14 protein-coding genes are annotated in these 16,316 nt (G+C 64.6%); 12 read left to right on the top strand and 2 right to left on the bottom strand.

Annotated elements, in window-relative coordinates; genetic code table 11:
• Positions 1 to 121 precede the first annotated feature (121 nt).
• From NKJ84_RS27970 to NKJ84_RS27925, 10 genes are all read left to right on the top strand, one after another.
• Entirely contained in the window at positions 122 to 1,135 is a 1,014-nt protein-coding gene (locus tag NKJ84_RS27970; protein ID WP_254817784.1) for an ABC transporter substrate-binding protein, read from the top strand.
• A gap of 74 nt (positions 1,136 to 1,209) precedes the next feature.
• On the top strand, positions 1,210 to 2,703 hold the full coding sequence (locus NKJ84_RS27965) for a sugar ABC transporter ATP-binding protein (protein WP_352480036.1): 1,494 nt from the start codon (positions 1,210 to 1,212) through the stop codon (positions 2,701 to 2,703).
• 1 nt (position 2,704) lies between these two features.
• Positions 2,705 to 3,679, top strand: a complete 975-nt coding sequence (locus NKJ84_RS27960) for an ABC transporter permease (RefSeq protein WP_352480003.1) — start codon at positions 2,705 to 2,707, stop codon at positions 3,677 to 3,679.
• A 2-nt stretch (positions 3,680 to 3,681) separates the two neighbouring features.
• Entirely contained in the window at positions 3,682 to 4,629 is a 948-nt protein-coding gene (locus NKJ84_RS27955) for an ABC transporter permease (protein WP_023678189.1), read from the top strand.
• 120 nt (positions 4,630 to 4,749) lie between these two features.
• Complete coding sequence (locus tag NKJ84_RS27950) at positions 4,750 to 6,813, top strand: 3-hydroxyacyl-CoA dehydrogenase NAD-binding domain-containing protein (RefSeq protein WP_352509106.1); 2,064 nt, start codon at positions 4,750 to 4,752, stop codon at positions 6,811 to 6,813.
• 175 nt (positions 6,814 to 6,988) lie between these two features.
• Positions 6,989 to 8,194 (top strand): 3-oxoadipyl-CoA thiolase, encoded by a 1,206-nt coding sequence (gene pcaF / locus NKJ84_RS27945; protein ID WP_352509105.1) that lies wholly within the window; start codon positions 6,989 to 6,991, stop codon positions 8,192 to 8,194.
• A 169-nt stretch (positions 8,195 to 8,363) separates the two neighbouring features.
• On the top strand, positions 8,364 to 9,395 hold the full coding sequence (locus NKJ84_RS27940) for a BMP family protein (protein WP_352509104.1): 1,032 nt from the start codon (positions 8,364 to 8,366) through the stop codon (positions 9,393 to 9,395).
• A 209-nt stretch (positions 9,396 to 9,604) separates the two neighbouring features.
• Positions 9,605 to 11,089, top strand: a complete 1,485-nt coding sequence (locus NKJ84_RS27935; protein ID WP_502896211.1) for an ABC transporter ATP-binding protein — start codon at positions 9,605 to 9,607, stop codon at positions 11,087 to 11,089.
• The gene (locus NKJ84_RS27930; protein WP_352509103.1) at positions 11,089 to 12,144 is read left to right on the top strand and encodes an ABC transporter permease; all 1,056 of its coding nucleotides are present in this window, start codon (positions 11,089 to 11,091) and stop codon (positions 12,142 to 12,144) included. The genes NKJ84_RS27935 and NKJ84_RS27930 overlap by 1 nt, the downstream gene beginning before the upstream one ends.
• Complete coding sequence (locus tag NKJ84_RS27925) at positions 12,141 to 13,085, top strand: ABC transporter permease (RefSeq protein WP_352509102.1); 945 nt, start codon at positions 12,141 to 12,143, stop codon at positions 13,083 to 13,085. Before NKJ84_RS27930 ends, NKJ84_RS27925 begins: the two co-directional genes overlap by 4 nt.
• Before the next feature lie 16 nt (positions 13,086 to 13,101).
• On the opposite strand, the gene NKJ84_RS27920 is transcribed toward NKJ84_RS27925, so the two are convergent.
• The gene (locus NKJ84_RS27920; protein WP_352509101.1) at positions 13,102 to 13,869 is read right to left on the bottom strand and encodes an SDR family NAD(P)-dependent oxidoreductase; all 768 of its coding nucleotides are present in this window, start codon (positions 13,867 to 13,869) and stop codon (positions 13,102 to 13,104) included.
• A gap of 264 nt (positions 13,870 to 14,133) precedes the next feature.
• On the opposite strand from NKJ84_RS27920, the gene NKJ84_RS27915 reads away from it, so the two are divergent.
• Together NKJ84_RS27915 and NKJ84_RS27910 are read left to right on the top strand one after the other, a co-directional pair.
• Positions 14,134 to 14,289 carry a hypothetical protein gene (locus tag NKJ84_RS27915; RefSeq protein WP_023678176.1) on the top strand — a complete coding sequence of 52 codons (156 nt, stop codon included), beginning with the start codon at positions 14,134 to 14,136 and terminating at the stop codon, positions 14,287 to 14,289.
• 130 nt (positions 14,290 to 14,419) lie between these two features.
• Positions 14,420 to 15,367, top strand: a complete 948-nt coding sequence (locus tag NKJ84_RS27910) for an LLM class flavin-dependent oxidoreductase (RefSeq protein ID WP_352509100.1) — start codon at positions 14,420 to 14,422, stop codon at positions 15,365 to 15,367.
• Positions 15,368 to 15,401: 34 nt separating this feature from the next.
• Here NKJ84_RS27910 and NKJ84_RS27905 read toward each other — a convergent pair.
• The coding region (locus NKJ84_RS27905; protein WP_352509099.1) for a dihydrodipicolinate synthase family protein at positions 15,402 to 16,316 on the bottom strand (915 nt) is incomplete at its 5' end.

Below are 16,316 nucleotides of genomic sequence, written 5' to 3'. Positions count from 1 at the left end.
TGACAGCTTGTCGCCCATCTGCATTTGTCTGATAATAGATAAAAAACAGCGTTGTGAGCGTATCAGCCATCAGCCAGCCATTAGCCACCAGTAAGACAGCAACTCACGGGAGGAGTATGACATGAAGAAAATATTCGTTTTGGGCGCCCTTGCGGCGATGCTCGCCTCGGGCACCGCGCTTGCCGACACCAGCGGCAAGAAAATCGCCTTCTCCAACAATTACGCCGGCAATTCCTGGCGGCAGGCGATGCTGGACAGCTACGCCATCGTCACCAAGAAGGCGGTTGCCGACAAGGTGGTCGGCGCCGCGGACGTCTTCACGACGGCCGACAAGGAAGTGCCGACGCAAGCAGCGCAAGTGCAGAACCTGATCCTGCAGGGCTATGACGCGATCGTCATCAACGCGGCGTCTCCGGATGCCCTCAACGGCGCCATCAAGCAGGCCTGCGACGCCGGCATCGTCGTCGTCTCCTTCGACGGCATCGTCACCGAACCCTGCGCCTACCGCGTCGTCGTCGACTTCAAGGACATGGGCAAGCAGGAAGTCGAGCAGATGGCCAAGTTCCAGCCCAAGGGCGGCAATCTCCTGGAAATCCGCGGTCTCGCCGGCACTTCGATCGACGACGCCATCCACGCCGGCATCCTCGAGGGTGTCGCTGCCCATCCCGAGTTCAAGATCGTCGGCTCGGTGACCGGCGACTGGGACCAGACAACGGCACAGAAAGCCGTCGCAACGATCCTGCCGTCGCTGCCGGATGTTGTCGGGGTGGTCGACCAGGGCGGTGACGGCTACGGCGCGGCGCAGGCTTTCGCCGCCGCCGGCAAGCCGCGCCCGACCATCATCATGGGCAATCGCCAGGATGAATTGCAGTGGTGGAAGGAGCAGAAGGAAAAGGACGGTTACCAGACCTGGTCGGCATCGATCGCACCGGGCGTATCGACGCTTGCGTTCTGGGTGGCGCAGCAGGTGCTCGACGGCCGCACCGACGTGCCGCACGATCTGCTGGTTCCCTATCTTGCCTTCACACAGGATGATTTCGAGGCCGCGCTGCCGAAGATTCCGAAGGGCGGCGTCGCTAGCCACGAATACACGCAGGAAGACGCCATCGCGGCGATCAAGGCCAACATCAAGTGAGCATGGCACTATTGTTGCCGCCACGGATAACCGGGTATCGTTGAGGGATGCCCGAGGCCAATGCAGACATCATCATGCCGGACGGCGCCGAAAAGCTTTTCGGCGCCGTCAGTTTGGACATCATAAGACTGGACGGAGCCGAAAAACATTTCGGCGCCGTCAGGGCGCTCGCCGGTGTCGATTTCAGCGTTCGTGCCGGAGAATGCGTCGGTCTCGTCGGCCATAACGGCGCCGGAAAATCGACGCTCATGCATATGGTGGCGGGCACGCTTGCCCCCGACAGCGGGCAGATCGCGGTCCGCGGCGGTGTCGAGGCAAGTTATTCGGTGCCGCGCGCACAGCAGCTCGGCATCCGTTGTGTTTTCCAGGAACTGTCGCTCTGCCCGAACCTCAGCGTCGCCGAGAACACGCGGATCAACCACGCGTCGCTTAATGGCTTCGGCTGGCGGCGCAAGGCGGCCGATCTGATCGCCGCCAAGCTGGACGAGATATTCCCCGGCCACAGCATCTCGGCATCCGACATCGTCGGCGATCTTTCCATCACCAGCCGGCAAATGGTGGAGGTGGCGCGCGCCTTCACGGTCACGCAGGAGCCGCTCGAACTGGTCATCCTCGACGAGCCGACGTCCTCGCTCGATGCGCATACCGCCGGCCAGCTGCTGGCGTTCGTGCGCCGCTTCGTAGCCGCCGGCAAGAGCTGCATCCTGATCTCGCATGTGCTCGGCGAAGTGCTCGGAAATGCCGACCGCATCGTCGTGATGCGCGACGGCAAGGTCGTCGCCGCGGGGCAGGCCGATCAATTCGACCGCGACAGGCTGGTGACGGCGATGGGCGGAGCTGCGGCACGCGAGAAGGCCGCCGCAGAGATTGCGAGCGGCAAGCCGGAGCCCGGTCCGCTGCGGGTCCGGGCGCGGCCGGCGCGACAGCAGGACGGCAACGAGCTCGTCGCCCGTGCCGGTGAGATCATCGGGCTTGCCGGACTTGCCGGGCATGGGCAGACCGATCTTTTGCTGGCGATCTTTGCTGCGGCTTCCCGCGCCAGGACCGGCATCGAGGTCACCGCCCCGGTGGCGCTGGTTGCCGGCGACCGCCAGTCGGACGGGATTTTTCCGCAGTGGTCGATTGCCGAGAACATCGGCATCCGTTCGCTGGCGCGATTGCGCAACGGCCTCTTGATCTCGCCGCAGCGCGAAGCCGAGCTCGCCGAGTTGTGGCAGCGGAAAATCGGCATCCGTACGCCCGACATGAACAACAACATCTTCTCGCTGTCCGGCGGCAACCAGCAGAAGGCGCTGTTCGCGCGGGCGCTCGGCTCCGACGCCAAGATCGTGCTGATGGACGATCCGATGCGCGGCGTCGACATCGGAACCAAGCTCGAAGTCTACGACCTGGTGCGCGAAGAGGCTCGCCATGGCCGCACTTTCCTCTGGTACACCACCGAAACCGAAGAGCTCGACAATTGCGACCATATCTATGTGTTCAAGAACGGCCGGATTGTCGCCAACCTTCGTCGCGACGAACTGACGGAGGAAAAAATCATCCAGTCGTCGTTCGGCGAGGCGGCCTGAGATGACAGCGGCATCCGTCGAGAATGGGCTAAGATCTTCGGCTCGCGCCACGAGGCGGGCGCGCATGCTGCGCAGCCTGCTGCCGGCACTGTCGCTGGCGCTGGTGCTCATCGCCATCGCCTGGCTCAACCCGCGCGCCATCAGCTATTTCGGCTTCAGCCTGATGCTCAATCTGGCGATCCCGATCGCACTGGCGACGATCGCGCAGATGTTCGTCATCGCCGGCAACGAGCTCGATCTGTCGATCGGCACCTTTGTCGGCTTCGTCGGCTGTGTCACGGCGACGTGGCTGAAGGACGCGCCGCTGCTCGGCGTCGTCATCCTGCTCGGGTCGATCGGGGTCTACGCGCTGCTCGGCGCGCTGATCCATCTGCGCAACCTGCCCTCTATCGTGGTGACGCTCGGCATGAGTTTCGTCTGGCAGGGCATGGCCATCCTCATCCTGCCAAAGCCCGGCGGCAAGGCGCCGGACTGGCTGCTGGCGCTGATGGCCTTCAAACCACCCTTCATTCCGTTCCCGATCATCGCGGCATTGCTGATCGCGGCCGTCGTCCACTTTGGCCTGATGCGCACCTCCTACGGCGTCATCCTGCGTGGATCGGGCGGCAATTCAGCCGCACTCAAGCGCGCCGGCTGGTCGCTGCTGCGCACCAAGATCGCGCTGTTTGCGCTGACCGGTCTGTTCGGCGTTTTGTCCGGCATGGCGCTGATCGGCATCACCACCTCGGCCGATGCCAATATCGGCAATGGCTACACGCTGCTTTCGATCGCCGGCGTCATCCTCGGCGGCGGCGAGTTCGTCGGCGGCCGGGTGTCGCCGATCGGCGCCGTCATCGGCGCGCTGACGCTGGCTCTGGCCGCATCGCCGCTCTTGACCTTCATGCACATTCCGCCCGACTGGCAGGTCGCCGCCAATGGCGCCATCCTGATCATCGTGCTGGCAGCGCGGGTGCTGATCAGCCGCAGGGAGAGGTGAGCATGGCTTCGCTGCGGACCCTGCTCGCCAGACCCTGGATCTGGTCATTCTTCGGGGCGCTGCTGGTGTGGCTGGCGACCATCGCCTTCACCGGCGGCTATGGCGGCGGCGGCATGATCACGGCGGCGCTGTCGCTCGCCGTCTTCACCGTCATTGTCGGCGTCGGCCAGATGTTCGTCATCACGCTCGGGCCGGGCAATGTCGACTTGTCGCTGCCGGCCAACATCGGCCTTGCCAGCGCCGTCGCCATGAAGGTCATGGACGGCAATGATGCGATGATTGCGGTCGGGCTGCTGGCCGCGCTTGCCTGCGGCATGGCGATCGGCGCCGTCAACTATCTGCTGATCTGGGCGCTGCGCATTCCGCCGATCATCGCGACGCTGTCGGCCAGTTTCGTTATCCAGTCGGTCGATATCAGCTATGGGCGCGGCCTGCAGATCAAGCCGCCGCCGGGCTTTGCCGACTTCACCAACTGGCAGGTGTTCGGCATCCCGGTGCTGGCGATCCTCACCGTGCTGTTCACCATCGGCGCCGGCATCGTTTTGCAGCGCATGATCTACGGACGCTCGGTGTTGGCGATCGGCCAGAACATCCGCGCCGCCTGGCTGGCCGGCGTCAATGTCGGCCGCACCCGCTTCCTCACCTACACGCTGTCGGGCGCGCTCGGCGGCCTCGACGGCGCACTGCTCGCCGGCTATTTCCGCGGCGCCAATGTCGACATCGGCAATGAGTATCTGCTGGCCTCGATCGCGGTCGTCGTCATCGGCGGCACGTCGGTAGCTGGCGGCAAGGCCAACGTGCCGGGGGTCTGGGGCGCGGCGCTGTTTCTCGTGCTGCTGTTGACCATGCTCAACACATTCGGCGTCAGCGTCGGCGTCCGCCTGGTGCTGACAGGGCTGATCATCGTCGGCGTCATCACCGCCGCCGGTGGGCAGAAGGCGCTGCGCTAAGGCAAGGCACCCGGCGGCGAGGGGATAACGATCCGGCCCGCAAAACACGTGGTTCCCATCCGCATGCCAGCGCTGTAAATCCCGTCGCGCTATTGGCCAACATCGTTGTATGAGGTTTGCGTGTCCGATTTCGTCAGCACCACAAGGCATGGCAACGTCGCGGTGGTGATCATCGACAATCCGCCGGTCAACGCGCTGAGCTTCCATGTGCGCGAGCCGTTGATGCGGGCGCTCGTTTCCCTGCGGGACGAGCCGTCGGTCGGAGCAATCGTGATCGCCTGCGCCGGGCGGACCTTCGTCGCCGGCGCCGATATCACCGAATTCGGCAGACCGGCGCAGCAGCCGGAATTGCGCGCTATTGTCGCCGTGCTGGAAACTATTACCAAGCCGACGGTCGCAGCTATTCACGGCACTGCGCTCGGCGGCGGCCTGGAACTGGCGCTCGGCTGCCATTTCCGTGTTGCCGACCGAACGGCAAGGCTCGGCCTGCCGGAAGTCAAGCTCGGCCTGCTGCCGGGCGGCGGCGGCACGGTTCGCCTGCCGCGCCTGGTTGGTCCGCTAAAGGCACTCAGCATGATCGTTTCGGGAACGCCGATCGGTGCTGCCGAGGCGCTCGCCGACGGCCTCGTGGATGCCGTCTTCGATGGCGACCTGATCGCGAAAGCGGTGAGTTTCGCCAGCGAAACGGCCGCGAAAGGCGATCCGTTCACGCCCGTGCGCGACCGCAATGATCGCCTCGACCAGGCCGACTTGCCGGCTTTCGACAAGCAGGCGGCAGCGTTTTCCAAAAAAGCACGCGGCCTCGAAGCGCCGATCGCCTGTGCGCAGTCGGTCCGCAACGCCCTGACGCTGCCCTTCGACGAAGTGCTGGCGGCGGAGCGCGACCTGTTCCTCAAGCTTGTCGCCGGTGACCAGTCACGCGCGCAGCGGCATCTGTTCTTCGCTGAACGTGAGGCGGCAAAGATTGCCGGCAAGGATGTCGTCAGGCGCAAGATCGCCCGGGTCGGCGTCATCGGCGCCGGCACCATGGGCGGCGGCATCGCCATGGCGTTCGTCAATGGCGGTCTTCCCGTGACCTTGCTGGAGACGACGCAGGAAGCATTGCAACGCGGACTGACGACGATCGACAAGAATTATGCCGTTTCCGTTATCCGCGGATCGCTGAGCGAAGACGCCAAGCGCGAGCGGCTGGATTTGTTCAGGGGCAGCACCGACTATGCCGACCTCGCCGATTGCGACCTGATCGTCGAGGCCGTGTTCGAGGAGATGGCGGTCAAGAAGGATGTCTTCGGCAGGCTCGATGCGGTGGCCAAACCGGGCGCGATCCTCGCCACCAACACCTCCTATCTCGACGTCAACGAGATCGCCGGTTCGACGTCGCGGCCGCAAGATCTCCTCGGCATGCATTTCTTTTCGCCGGCTAACGTCATGAAGCTTTCGGAAATCGTCCGCGCCGACAAGACTTCGCCCGACGTGCTGGCGACCATCGTCGATCTGGCACGGCGGATCGGCAAGGTGCCGGTCGTTGTCGGCGTCTGCCACGGCTTCGTCGGCAATCGCATGCTGGCGGCGCGCGGTGCGGAACTGGAGACGCTTCTGCTGGAAGGCGCCATGCCGAGCCAGGTCGACCAGGTGTTCACCGATTTTGGCTGGCCGATGGGGCCGTTCGAGATGAGCGATCTCGCCGGCCTCGACATAGGCTGGCGCAACCGCAAGGCGCGTGGCCAGTCGGCCGTGATCGCCGATGCGTTGTGCGAACAGGGACATTTCGGCCAGAAGACCGGCAGCGGCTTCTATCGTTATGAGAACGGTTCGCGCACGCCGCTGCCCGATCCCGAGGTCGAGACGCTGATCCGTAACAAAGCTGCCGAACGCGGCATTGCACCGCGGCCAATCGGCGCCGAGGAGATCATCGAGCGGACGCTCTATCCGATGATCAACGAGGGCGCCAAAATCCTCGAGGAAAAGATTGCCGCCCGGGCGTCCGATATCGACCTTGTCTGGGTCAACGGCTACGGCTTCCCGGTCGGCAAAGGCGGGCCGATGTTCTGGGCGAGCCTCGAAGGCGTGGACAAGATCATCCAGCGGCTGGATCACTGGCACCAGCAGACCGGCAAGGACGTCTTTCGAGTGGCACCTCTGCTTAGGCAAATGGCCGAAACCGGTTCCTGGGACGGCGGCTAGTATCAACGCCGGTCAGGCGCTGGTGATCGACGGTGGAGAAAGCATCGGCTGATCCGCCGCTCCCCGCAGGCGGCAGCTGAAATTGTCTTTGGCCTAACGGCCGGCGGCGAGATGTGCTTTCGTCTCGAGGAGAATGCGGCCAACATGGCTGGGCCGGGAAAGGGAAGGCTGCATTATGGCCGAGGCCTATATCTGCGACTACATCCGCACGCCGATTGGACGCTTCGGCGGTTCGCTGTCGGCGGTCCGTGCCGACGATCTCGGCGCTATCCCTTTGAAGGCGCTGGTCGAGCGTAATTCGGGCATCGACTGGGCCGCCATCGACGATGTCGTCTATGGCTGCGCCAACCAGGCCGGTGAGGACAATCGTAATGTGGCGCGGATGTCCCTGCTGCTGGCCGGCCTGCCCAAGGAGGTTCCCGGCTCGACCGTCAATCGCCTCTGCGGTTCGGGCATGGATGCGGTGATGATTGCTGCCCGCGCCATCAAAGCCGGCGAGGCGGAGCTGATAGTATCAGGCGGCGTCGAATCGATGAGCCGTGCTCCGTTTGTCATGCCGAAGGCGGAGACCGCCTTTTCGCGCAATGCCGAGATTTACGACACCACGATCGGCTGGCGCTTCATCAATCCGCTGATGAAGAAGCAATACGGCGTCGATTCGATGCCGGAGACCGGTGAGAACGTGGCGGAAGAGTTCGCTGTCTCCCGCGCAGACCAGGATGCGTTTGCCGTGCGCAGCCAGGACAAGGCAATCGCCGCGCAAGCCAATGGTCGGCTGGCGAAGGAAATTACGCCGGTGACGATCGCGCAGCGCAAGGGCGATCCGGTGATCGTATCAAAGGACGAGCATCCGCGAGCAGGCACGACGATCGACTCGTTAGCCAAGTTGCCGACGCCGTTCCGGCAAGGCGGCACGGTTACCGCCGGCAATGCCTCGGGCGTTAACGATGGTGCCGCAGCGCTGATCGTCGCCTCGGAAACGGCCGTGAAAAGATACGGGTTGACGCCGATCGCCCGTATTCTCGGCGGTGCCACCGCCGGCGTGGCGCCGCGCATCATGGGCATTGGTCCGGTGCCGGCCACGCAAAAGCTATGCGCCCGGCTCGGCCTGGAGCCGCGACAATTCGATGTCATCGAGCTCAACGAGGCCTTCGCCTCGCAAGGCATCGCGGTGCTGCGCCAACTCGGCATTGCCGAGGATGCGGAGCACGTCAACCCGAATGGCGGCGCCATCGCGCTCGGCCATCCGCTCGGCATGTCCGGGGCGCGCATCACGGGCACGGCTGCGCTGGAGCTGCGCGAACGCGGCGGCCGCTACGGCCTCGCGACCATGTGCATCGGGGTCGGCCAGGGGATCGCGGTGGCGCTCGAGAGATTGTGAGCAAGCAGCTCCGGTCGTTCTAAAGGTGCGATTACACGAACGTTTACAGCAGTTCCGCCCGGCCAAATTTGACCATGTGGACAAAAGCCGGGCACCGTTCCATAGTTCCTTCGCCGATATTCCAGAGAAGAGAGCCGGCTCGACACGGCGCCAATCAGAGGGGCATGCAATGGACAACGGGAAGAGCAGAATCCAATCGAAACGCGAAGGGCTTTCGCGACGCAACGTGCTGGAGCTGGGCGCGCTCGGCCTGGCGGCGGCGATGCTGCCGAGGAGCGCCTTTGCCAAGACCAAGAAGCTGAAAGTGGCGGCGATCTTCGCCACGCCGATCGAGGAACCGTGGGACAACCAGATCCATGTCGCCCTGCAGAAGGCCGAGAAGGAACTCGGCATCGAATACAAATGGTCGGAGAAGGTACAGACCGCCGATTTCAGCCGTGTCATGCGCGAATATGCGCAGGGCGGCTATGAGCTGGTGCTGGGCGATGCCTTCGCCGCCGAGCGCGAATCGCGCAGGACCGCCAAGCAATTCCCGAAGACCGCCTTCCTGTTCGGCTCCGGCGCCGGGCCGGCCGAACCGAATTTCGGGGTTTTCGACAACTGGATCCACGAGCCGGCCTATCTGTCCGGCATGATTGCCGGAAAAATGTCGAAATCGGGCACGATCGGCGCCGTCGCGGCGATGGGCATTCCGGAAGTGAACCGGCTGGTCAACGCCTTCTTTGCCGGCGCCAAGGAGGTCAATCCCAACATCAAGAAGAAGGTCGCCTTCATCGGCTCGTTCTTCGATCCGCCGAAGGCAAAGGAAGCTGCTGTCGCCCAGATCGACGCCGGCGTCGACGTCATCTATGCCGAGCGTTTTGGCGTCATCGAAGCGGCGGTCGAGAAGAAGATCCTCGCTATCTCCAACATGTCGGACCAATCGAGCCTCGGCCCCGACACCGTGATCACCGGCCCGGTCTGGGACATGTATCCGACCGTCGAGCAGGCAATCAAGCTGGTCAAGGCCGGCGTCTTCACCGCGCAGGATTACGGCGATTTCTCGCGCATGGCCAAGGGCGGCTCCTACCTCGCGCCCTACCACAAGTTCGACAAGACGCTGCCGGCCGAGGTCAAGGACTTGGTCGAAAAGAAGAAGGCCGAAATCCTTGACGGCAATTTCCGCGTCGATGTCGATGAGAATACGCCGGTCTCGGATTAGGTGCTTGCCCTCCCCCTCGTGGGGAGGGTGGCCCGCAGAGCCGGGTGGGGTCCGCGGCGACGCGCTCCATCTTTTTCAGTCAGAGGTCGAGGCAGTTGAGGTGACCCCTCCCGCCTCGCTTCGCTCGGCACCCTCCCCTCAAGGGGGAGGGATATCGGCGTCAACGCCACCAGGATCCCGCCTTGTCAACGCCTGCCCCTCTCATCGAAATGCGCGGCATCTCCAAGAGCTTTGGCGCCGTCAAGGCGAACGAAGCCGTCGATCTCAGCGTCGCGCCGGGTGAAATCCTCGGGCTGCTCGGCGAAAACGGTGCCGGCAAGACGACGCTGATGAATGTGCTGTTCGGCGCCTATGCGCCCGATGCCGGCGAGATCCTGGTGCAGGGCCGGCCGGTGACGATCAACAGTTCGGCCGATGCGCTTGCCGCCGGCATCGGCATGGTGCACCAGCATTTCCATCTCGCATCGCGGCTTTCGGTGCTGGAAAACCTCTTGATCGGTATTCCCGGCAGATCGGGCCGGATCGATCGTCCCGGCGGGCTGGCGCGGCTCGCCGAGATCGGCCGCCAGCACGGGCTGACGCTCGACCCGGACCTTCCCGTCTCGGCGCTGGCGGTCGGCGAGCAGCAGCGGCTCGAAATCGTCAAGGCGCTGTTTCGCGGCGCAAGGCTGCTGATCCTCGACGAGCCGACAGCGGTGTTGGCGCCGACAGAGGTCGACGGACTGTTTTCGGCGCTGCGCTCGATGGCGGCACAAGGGCTCGGCATCATCTTCATCTCGCACAAGCTCAACGAGGTGCGGGCGCTGACGCATCGCTGCGTCGTGCTCAGGCACGGGCGCGTCGCCGGCCGGGTCGATGCGCCGGCCAGCACGACGTCCTCGGAGATGGCGCGGCTGATGTGCGGCCACGAGATCGTGCCTCCGGCCAGAGGACCGTCGATGCCCGGTGCGGCCGTGCTGACCCTCGACGGTATCTCGACATCGCATCATTCCGGCATGGCGCTGCACGATGTTTCGCTGTCGGTTCGTGGCGGCGAGATCCTTGGCATCGCCGGCGTCTCCGGCAATGGCCAGCGCGCGCTTGCCGAGGTCATCTCCGGCGTGCGTGCGCCCGATGCCGGGAAGATGACCATAGCCGGCAAAGCGGTTTCGCGGTTCTCGCCGAGCACAGTCCAGGCGCTCGGCCTCGGCCGCATCCCGGAAGACCGCATGACGACAGGGCTGGTCACCAATCTGCCGCTTGCCGATTCCATGGTGCTGCCACGCATCGGCACGGCGGCGTTCAGCCGCAACGGCCTGCTCAAGCCGGATGCGATCCGCGCCTTCGCCGAGGCGCAGATCAAGGCCTACGACATACGTTGCCCCGGCCCGATGACGCGCGCCGGGGCGCTTTCCGGCGGCAATCTGCAGAAGGCGCTTCTGGCGCGCGAACTCGCCTTCGATCCAAAGGTGCTGATCGTTTCGCAGCCGACTCGCGGCCTCGACATCGGCGCCGCGCGCTTCATCCACGAAAAATTCCTCGACATGCGCGCCAAGGGCTGCGGCATCATCGTCATTGGCGAGGACCTGGAAGAGTTGCTGATGCTCTCGGATCGTATCGCGGTGATGTATGAGGGCCGCATCGTCGGCACGCTCGACAGTGCCGACGCCAGCGTCGCTAGACTCGGGTTGATGATGACCGGAGCGGAGGCGTGATGTTCCGTCTCGAGGCCCGCACCTCAACGCCCGCCTGGTTCAATCTGGCGCTGCCGCTGCTCGCAATCGGCGCGACGCTGATCCTGTGCAGCGGCCTCATCGCACTGGCCGGCGCCGGCGTCGTCGAGGCTTATGGCGTAATGTTTTCGGCGTCGCTGGGCGACAGCTACGCCGTCACCGAAACGCTGGTGCGTGCCACCCCGATGATCTTCACGGGACTGGCCGTGGCAGTCGCCTTCCGCGCCAAATTCTGGAATATCGGCGCCGAAGGGCAATTGCTGGCTGGTGCGGTGGCGAGCTGTGCCGTCGGTGCAATCCCGATGCCGGGGCCGCTCGCCATGCTGCTGATGGCGCTGGCGGGTGCCGCCGCCGGCGCGGCCGTCGCCCTGATCCCCGCCACGCTGCGGGTAAAATTCAGGGTCGATGACGTGGTCAGCTCGCTGCTGCTCAACTCGGTCATTTTCTACGCACTGATGGCGCTGATCGAGGGGCCATGGAAGGACAGTTTCAGCGGCTACCCGATCTCGCCGCCGATCGAGGATACGGCCAATTTCCCGGTACTCATCGAAGGCACGCGGCTGCATCTCGGCGTCGTCGCGGCGCTGGTCGCGGCACCCCTGATCTGGTTCGTGGTCGCGCGTACGACGCTCGGCTTCCGCATCAGGGTCACCGGCGAGAACCCGGAAGCCGCGCGCTATGGCGGCATCAATGTCGAGCGGGTGCTGATTTCGACGGCGCTGCTGTCTGGCGCATTGGCCGGCCTTGCGGGCGTCGGCGAGGTCGGCGGCGTGCATTTCCAGGTGATGAGTGACATCTCGCCGGGCTATGGCTATTCCGGCATCGTCGTCGCCATGCTGGCGAGGCTCAATCCGCTCGGCGTGGTGCCGGCGGCGATCTTCCTTGCCGCGGTGATGACCGGCGCCGAGGCGATGTCGCGGGCGACCGGCGTTCCGGCCTTCCTCAGCGATGTCATCCAGGGAACTGCGCTGCTCGCCATGCTGGTGGCGCTGCTGTTCACCGCCTATCGCATCCGTCGCGTGGGAATAGCCAAATGAGCGTGGTGCTGGAACAGATCTTCCAGGTCGGCTTCCTGGCCGCCATCATCCGCATCGCCACGCCGCTGGCCTTCGCGACGCTGGGCGAGATGTTCTCCGAGCGCGCCGGGGTGCTCAATCTCGGCATCGAAGGCATCATGCTTTTGTCGGCAATGACCGGCTTCACCGCGGCGAGCCTGGGCGGCAGCCTGTGGCTCGGCGTGCTTGCGGCGGTGCTGACCGGGGCGCTGATGGGTGCCGTGCATGCGCTGTTCACGGTAGCGCTCGGCCTCAGCCAGCATGTCTGCGGCATCGGCGTGACGCTGTTCTCGTCGGGCCTTGCCTATTTCCTCTACCGGCTGATCTTCGGCCAGCAATCGGTGCCACCGAACATCAAGGGGTTCGAGACGCTGCCGATCCCGATCCTGTCCGACGTACCGGTGCTTGGGCCGGCGGTGTTCAACCAGTTTTCGCTGGTCTACATGGCGATGCTGTCTATTCCCCTGGCCGCCTTCGTGCTCTACCGCACACCCTGGGGCCTGTCGGTCCGCATGGTCGGCGAAAACCCGCGCGCCGCCGATTCGGCCGGCGTCAGCGTCATCGCTACGCGCTTCCAGGCGGTGATCCTCGGCGGTGCCTTGATGGGACTGGCCGGTGCCTTCCTGTCGATGGCGCAATTCAACGCCTTCACCTTCGGCGTGGTTTCGGGGCGTGGCTGGGTGGCAATCGCGCTCGTCGTTTTCGGCCGCTGGGATCCGTGGCGATCGGCAGGCGCGGCACTGCTGTTTGCCTTCGTCGATGCCCTGCAGTTGCGCATGCAGGCGAGCGGGCTTGGCCATATCCCCTACGAGGCCTTCCTGATGCTGCCGTTCATCTTCACCATCGTCGCTATGGCGGTGATGTCGCGCAATGCGGTGGCCCCGTCGGCGCTGCTCAAGCCGTTCCGGCGCGAAGAGCGGTAGAGCGGCGCTCCGCTTTTCACATCGCCGTGAAGCCGTTGTCGACGAACAGATGCGCGCCGTTGACGAAGCTGGCCTCGTCGCTGGCCAGGAACAGGGCTGCCTTCGCGACCTCTTCCGGCTCGCCGATCCGCCCTTGTTGCGCCGCCATTGCCGCGTCGGAGACATCGACGCCGAGTTTGTCGAGATCGGCGACCTCGCGCAGGCCATGCGGTGTCCTGATGAACCCTGGACAGACCGCATTGCAGCGGATGTTGCGGTCGCGGAACTCGACGGCGATGGCACGCGCGAACATATGGCAGGCGCCCTTGGTGGTGTCGTAAAGCACCTCCATCGGCGTCGCCGCCACCGCCGAGATCGACGAGGTGCAGACGATGGAACCGCCGCCGGCGGCGATCATGCCGGGCAGCACGGCACGCGTCATCAGGAACATCGAACGCACATTGACGGCATGCAGCCAGTCCCATTCCTGCAGCGTGGTCTCCAGGAAGGGTTTGATGACGATGGTGCCGGCGTGGTTTAACAGAACCGTAACCGGGCCGAATTTTTCCGTCGCGCCCTTCACCGCCGCTTCGACCTGCGCCTCATCCGATACGTCGGCGACCCAGTGCTCGGCGACATGGCCGCGTTGCCTGATTACCGCTGCGGTAGCCGCCGCCGCTTCGCCGTTGCGGTCGACGATCGCCACCTTGGCGCCCTCGGCCGCGAAAAGCTCCGAGGCCGCACCGCCCATTCCCGTCGCGCCGCCCGAAATGATGGCGACCTTGCCGGCCAGTCTTGTGCCCATGGTATGCTCCCTGCTGCCTTGCCGTGACGTCGCGGCTTTCCGCTGAAGCGATGCTATCCCTCATCCATTGGATGGCCAAGGAGCCACAGACACATGGACCTGACGTTTCCTGCCGTCACCCCGGCATGCCGCAAAAGGCAGCGCTAAGCAGTAAAAGCACTAATGTGTCTATCATTTGGAGAAAATTGTTCTAAGGATCGCGCGAAAATAGCACTCGACAAAGTCTACTGATTTTATAGATTAAGCGCCGAGACGGAGGTCGATATGTCCTATAGCCAGAACGCTCAGACTGCCCGCAAAGGCCAAAGGCTGGGTTCCGACCAGGTGTGGCGGCCGGCCTACGCCGGCGCTTTCGCCTATCTCGTCTTTGCCCTTGCGTTTGTATTCACCGGGGCAGTGGTACTGGGGCTGATCCCCTGATTGTCAAGGCTCTGATCATCGAGGCTTCCTCGGGATAGCGGCCTGCCGTTTGCAGAAATTCCGGAGTTGATGAACCGAATGCCGGTGCGCTTTTGCGCGCCCTGATTCCAACGTGATGGAGGAGATGGCAATGCCGATCGAGTTCACGCATGTTCCCGGTAAGATCCACGCCACCAACGCCAGCTTTTTCTACGACTTTGTCGAGACCGCGACGAAGCTGTCACTGATCGAGGATGCCGGATTCCGGAAGATCGTCATCGACGACCAGGCCGGACTGCTGACCAATATGGACCTTGCCGCCCAGACGCTGGACCGGACCTCGTCCCTGGAGGTCGTGCTCACGCATTGGGCAGGCGTGATCGAACCAACCGTGGCGGCGCGGCAACTCGCTGCCCTCGACGCGAGAAGCGGTGGCCGGCTGTCGCTCAGGATGCTCAGCGAGCCGCTGAGCGACGACGATGCCGAGGCACGTCCGGCCGGCCACACAGTGGTCTGGCAACGCATCGATGAATATCTGGTGCTGCTGAAGCGGTTGTGGTCGAACGACAGGCCGTTCGACCATGAAGGCACCTTTTACAGCATCAAAGGCGGCTATGTGCCGCGCAAGGGGCCGCATGGTGCCGATGTGACCATCCGCATGGGCGGACAGTCGGGCACGGCGCTCAGGGTCGCGGGCAGGCATGCGGATGTGTTCGAGCTGGCGCCGGGCTCGCTTGCAGAAATCCGCCAGTCAATGGAGCGTGTACGCGGCGCTGCTGCCGAACACGGCCGGGCCGGCAAGCTGCGTTTCGCGCTTCCGGTCCGAATCCGTTCGGAAGACAAACCGGCCGCTTCCTGCCAGAAGGCGCTCGAACTTGCCGGGCCGCCGGCGCAGGTCGCGCTTTCGCTGCTTTCTTACGCCGCTTTGGGGATCAAGGAGTTCATGATCGTCGGCGTCGACAGGCCACGCGAGATTGCGACCGCCGGCCGCGAGGCGATCGCGCTCTTGCGCAATTCGCTGGCACGGCGCGAGGCCGATGTCCCTCAGCCGGGGGCGTTTGCGTCACGCGCGACACAGGGAGCACGCGCCGGCTGCTGAAGAGCCTCCGTCGTCCCGCGCCTTGGTGACGGGTCTACCACCATTCCGGGAAAGCCGCGTGAGCCGCCCTGACCAGCGTCGGTATTTCCTGATCGGGAACGGAGCTGTAGGGCCAGAGCAGTCGCGGCCCGAGCGGCGCCCAGCCGCCGGCCGCCGCCATCGCCTTATCGAGTGCTGCATCACCGACATTGTAACGGGTGCGAAACGGTAGGACATGTGCGGCGAGGAAGGCCTGTATGCGGGCCTCGACCTCGGCAGCGGCGGCCATGTCGGTGCGGATTATCTGCCACCACATCATCGCGCCCTTCGGGTTGAGGCAGGCAACGTTGGAATAGCTGCCATGGGCCCCTCCAGCATAGCCTGTTGCCAGCGTGTGGCCGGGGACGAAGACGGAAAATCCGTCCAGTTTGCGGCGCATGTCGGCATACCAGCCGGGGTCGCCGCCCGGCAGCTTGGCGCCGACCAGCGATGGCACGGCCGCACGCAGACTGGCGATGCCGTCGAGCGTCAGGTGGCGCTTGGCGTGCGGCGGATTGTAGAGCACCAGCGGCGTTTCAGGCGCGGCGTCGCACAGGCCGCCGGCAAAGCGCATGACCTCGTCGTCGCTGGGCGGCCACCAGTCGGGCAGCGTGAACTGCACCGCCGCCGGGCGAAGTCCGGCGACCCGCGTCAGCCGCTCCAGCGCGACGCGCGGATTGGACTGGCTGATGCCGATCTGGAAAGGAAGGCGCGCGCGGCCGGCTATGGTTGCGACCAACTCACAAAGCCGGTCGAATTCGGGCTCGGTCTGGCAATGGAACTCGCAGGCCGTGCCATTGGAAAAGACGCCGTCGACGCCTGAGGCGCAGAGCCGGGCGATCGTCTCTTCCGTCGCCTGCCAGTCGATCGCTCCGCGATCGTCGATGGCCAGCAGCACCGCGCCCCAGACGCCGCGCGGTGCGTGTGCTGT

This window comes from Mesorhizobium sp. M0048 (assembly GCF_040323405.1).
Taxonomy (GTDB): Bacteria; Pseudomonadota; Alphaproteobacteria; order Rhizobiales; family Rhizobiaceae; genus Mesorhizobium.
Note: the sequence above shows the minus strand (reverse complement) of the source record. Positions and strands in the feature narration are given on the sequence as shown.

What these genes read in the sequence shown, in the direction of transcription:
- pcaF (WP_352509105.1), top strand. Translation starts at nt 6,989, where the DNA reads ATGGCCGAGGCCTATATCTGCGACTACATCCGCACGCCGATTGGACGC.
- NKJ84_RS27965 (WP_352480036.1), top strand. Translation starts at nt 1,210, where the DNA reads ATGCCGGACGGCGCCGAAAAGCTTTTCGGCGCCGTCAGTTTGGACATC.
- NKJ84_RS27955 (WP_023678189.1), top strand. Translation starts at nt 3,682, where the DNA reads ATGGCTTCGCTGCGGACCCTGCTCGCCAGACCCTGGATCTGGTCATTC.
- NKJ84_RS27910 (WP_352509100.1), top strand. Translation starts at nt 14,420, where the DNA reads ATGCCGATCGAGTTCACGCATGTTCCCGGTAAGATCCACGCCACCAAC.
- NKJ84_RS27930 (WP_352509103.1), top strand. Translation starts at nt 11,089, where the DNA reads ATGTTCCGTCTCGAGGCCCGCACCTCAACGCCCGCCTGGTTCAATCTG.
- NKJ84_RS27925 (WP_352509102.1), top strand. Translation starts at nt 12,141, where the DNA reads ATGAGCGTGGTGCTGGAACAGATCTTCCAGGTCGGCTTCCTGGCCGCC.
- NKJ84_RS27960 (WP_352480003.1), top strand. Translation starts at nt 2,705, where the DNA reads ATGACAGCGGCATCCGTCGAGAATGGGCTAAGATCTTCGGCTCGCGCC.
- NKJ84_RS27935 (WP_502896211.1), top strand. Translation starts at nt 9,605, where the DNA reads ATGCGCGGCATCTCCAAGAGCTTTGGCGCCGTCAAGGCGAACGAAGCC.
- NKJ84_RS27915 (WP_023678176.1), top strand. Translation starts at nt 14,134, where the DNA reads ATGTCCTATAGCCAGAACGCTCAGACTGCCCGCAAAGGCCAAAGGCTG.
- NKJ84_RS27970 (WP_254817784.1), top strand. Translation starts at nt 122, where the DNA reads ATGAAGAAAATATTCGTTTTGGGCGCCCTTGCGGCGATGCTCGCCTCG.
- NKJ84_RS27940 (WP_352509104.1), top strand. Translation starts at nt 8,364, where the DNA reads ATGGACAACGGGAAGAGCAGAATCCAATCGAAACGCGAAGGGCTTTCG.
- NKJ84_RS27920 (WP_352509101.1), bottom strand. Translation starts at nt 13,869, where the DNA reads ATGGGCACAAGACTGGCCGGCAAGGTCGCCATCATTTCGGGCGGCGCG.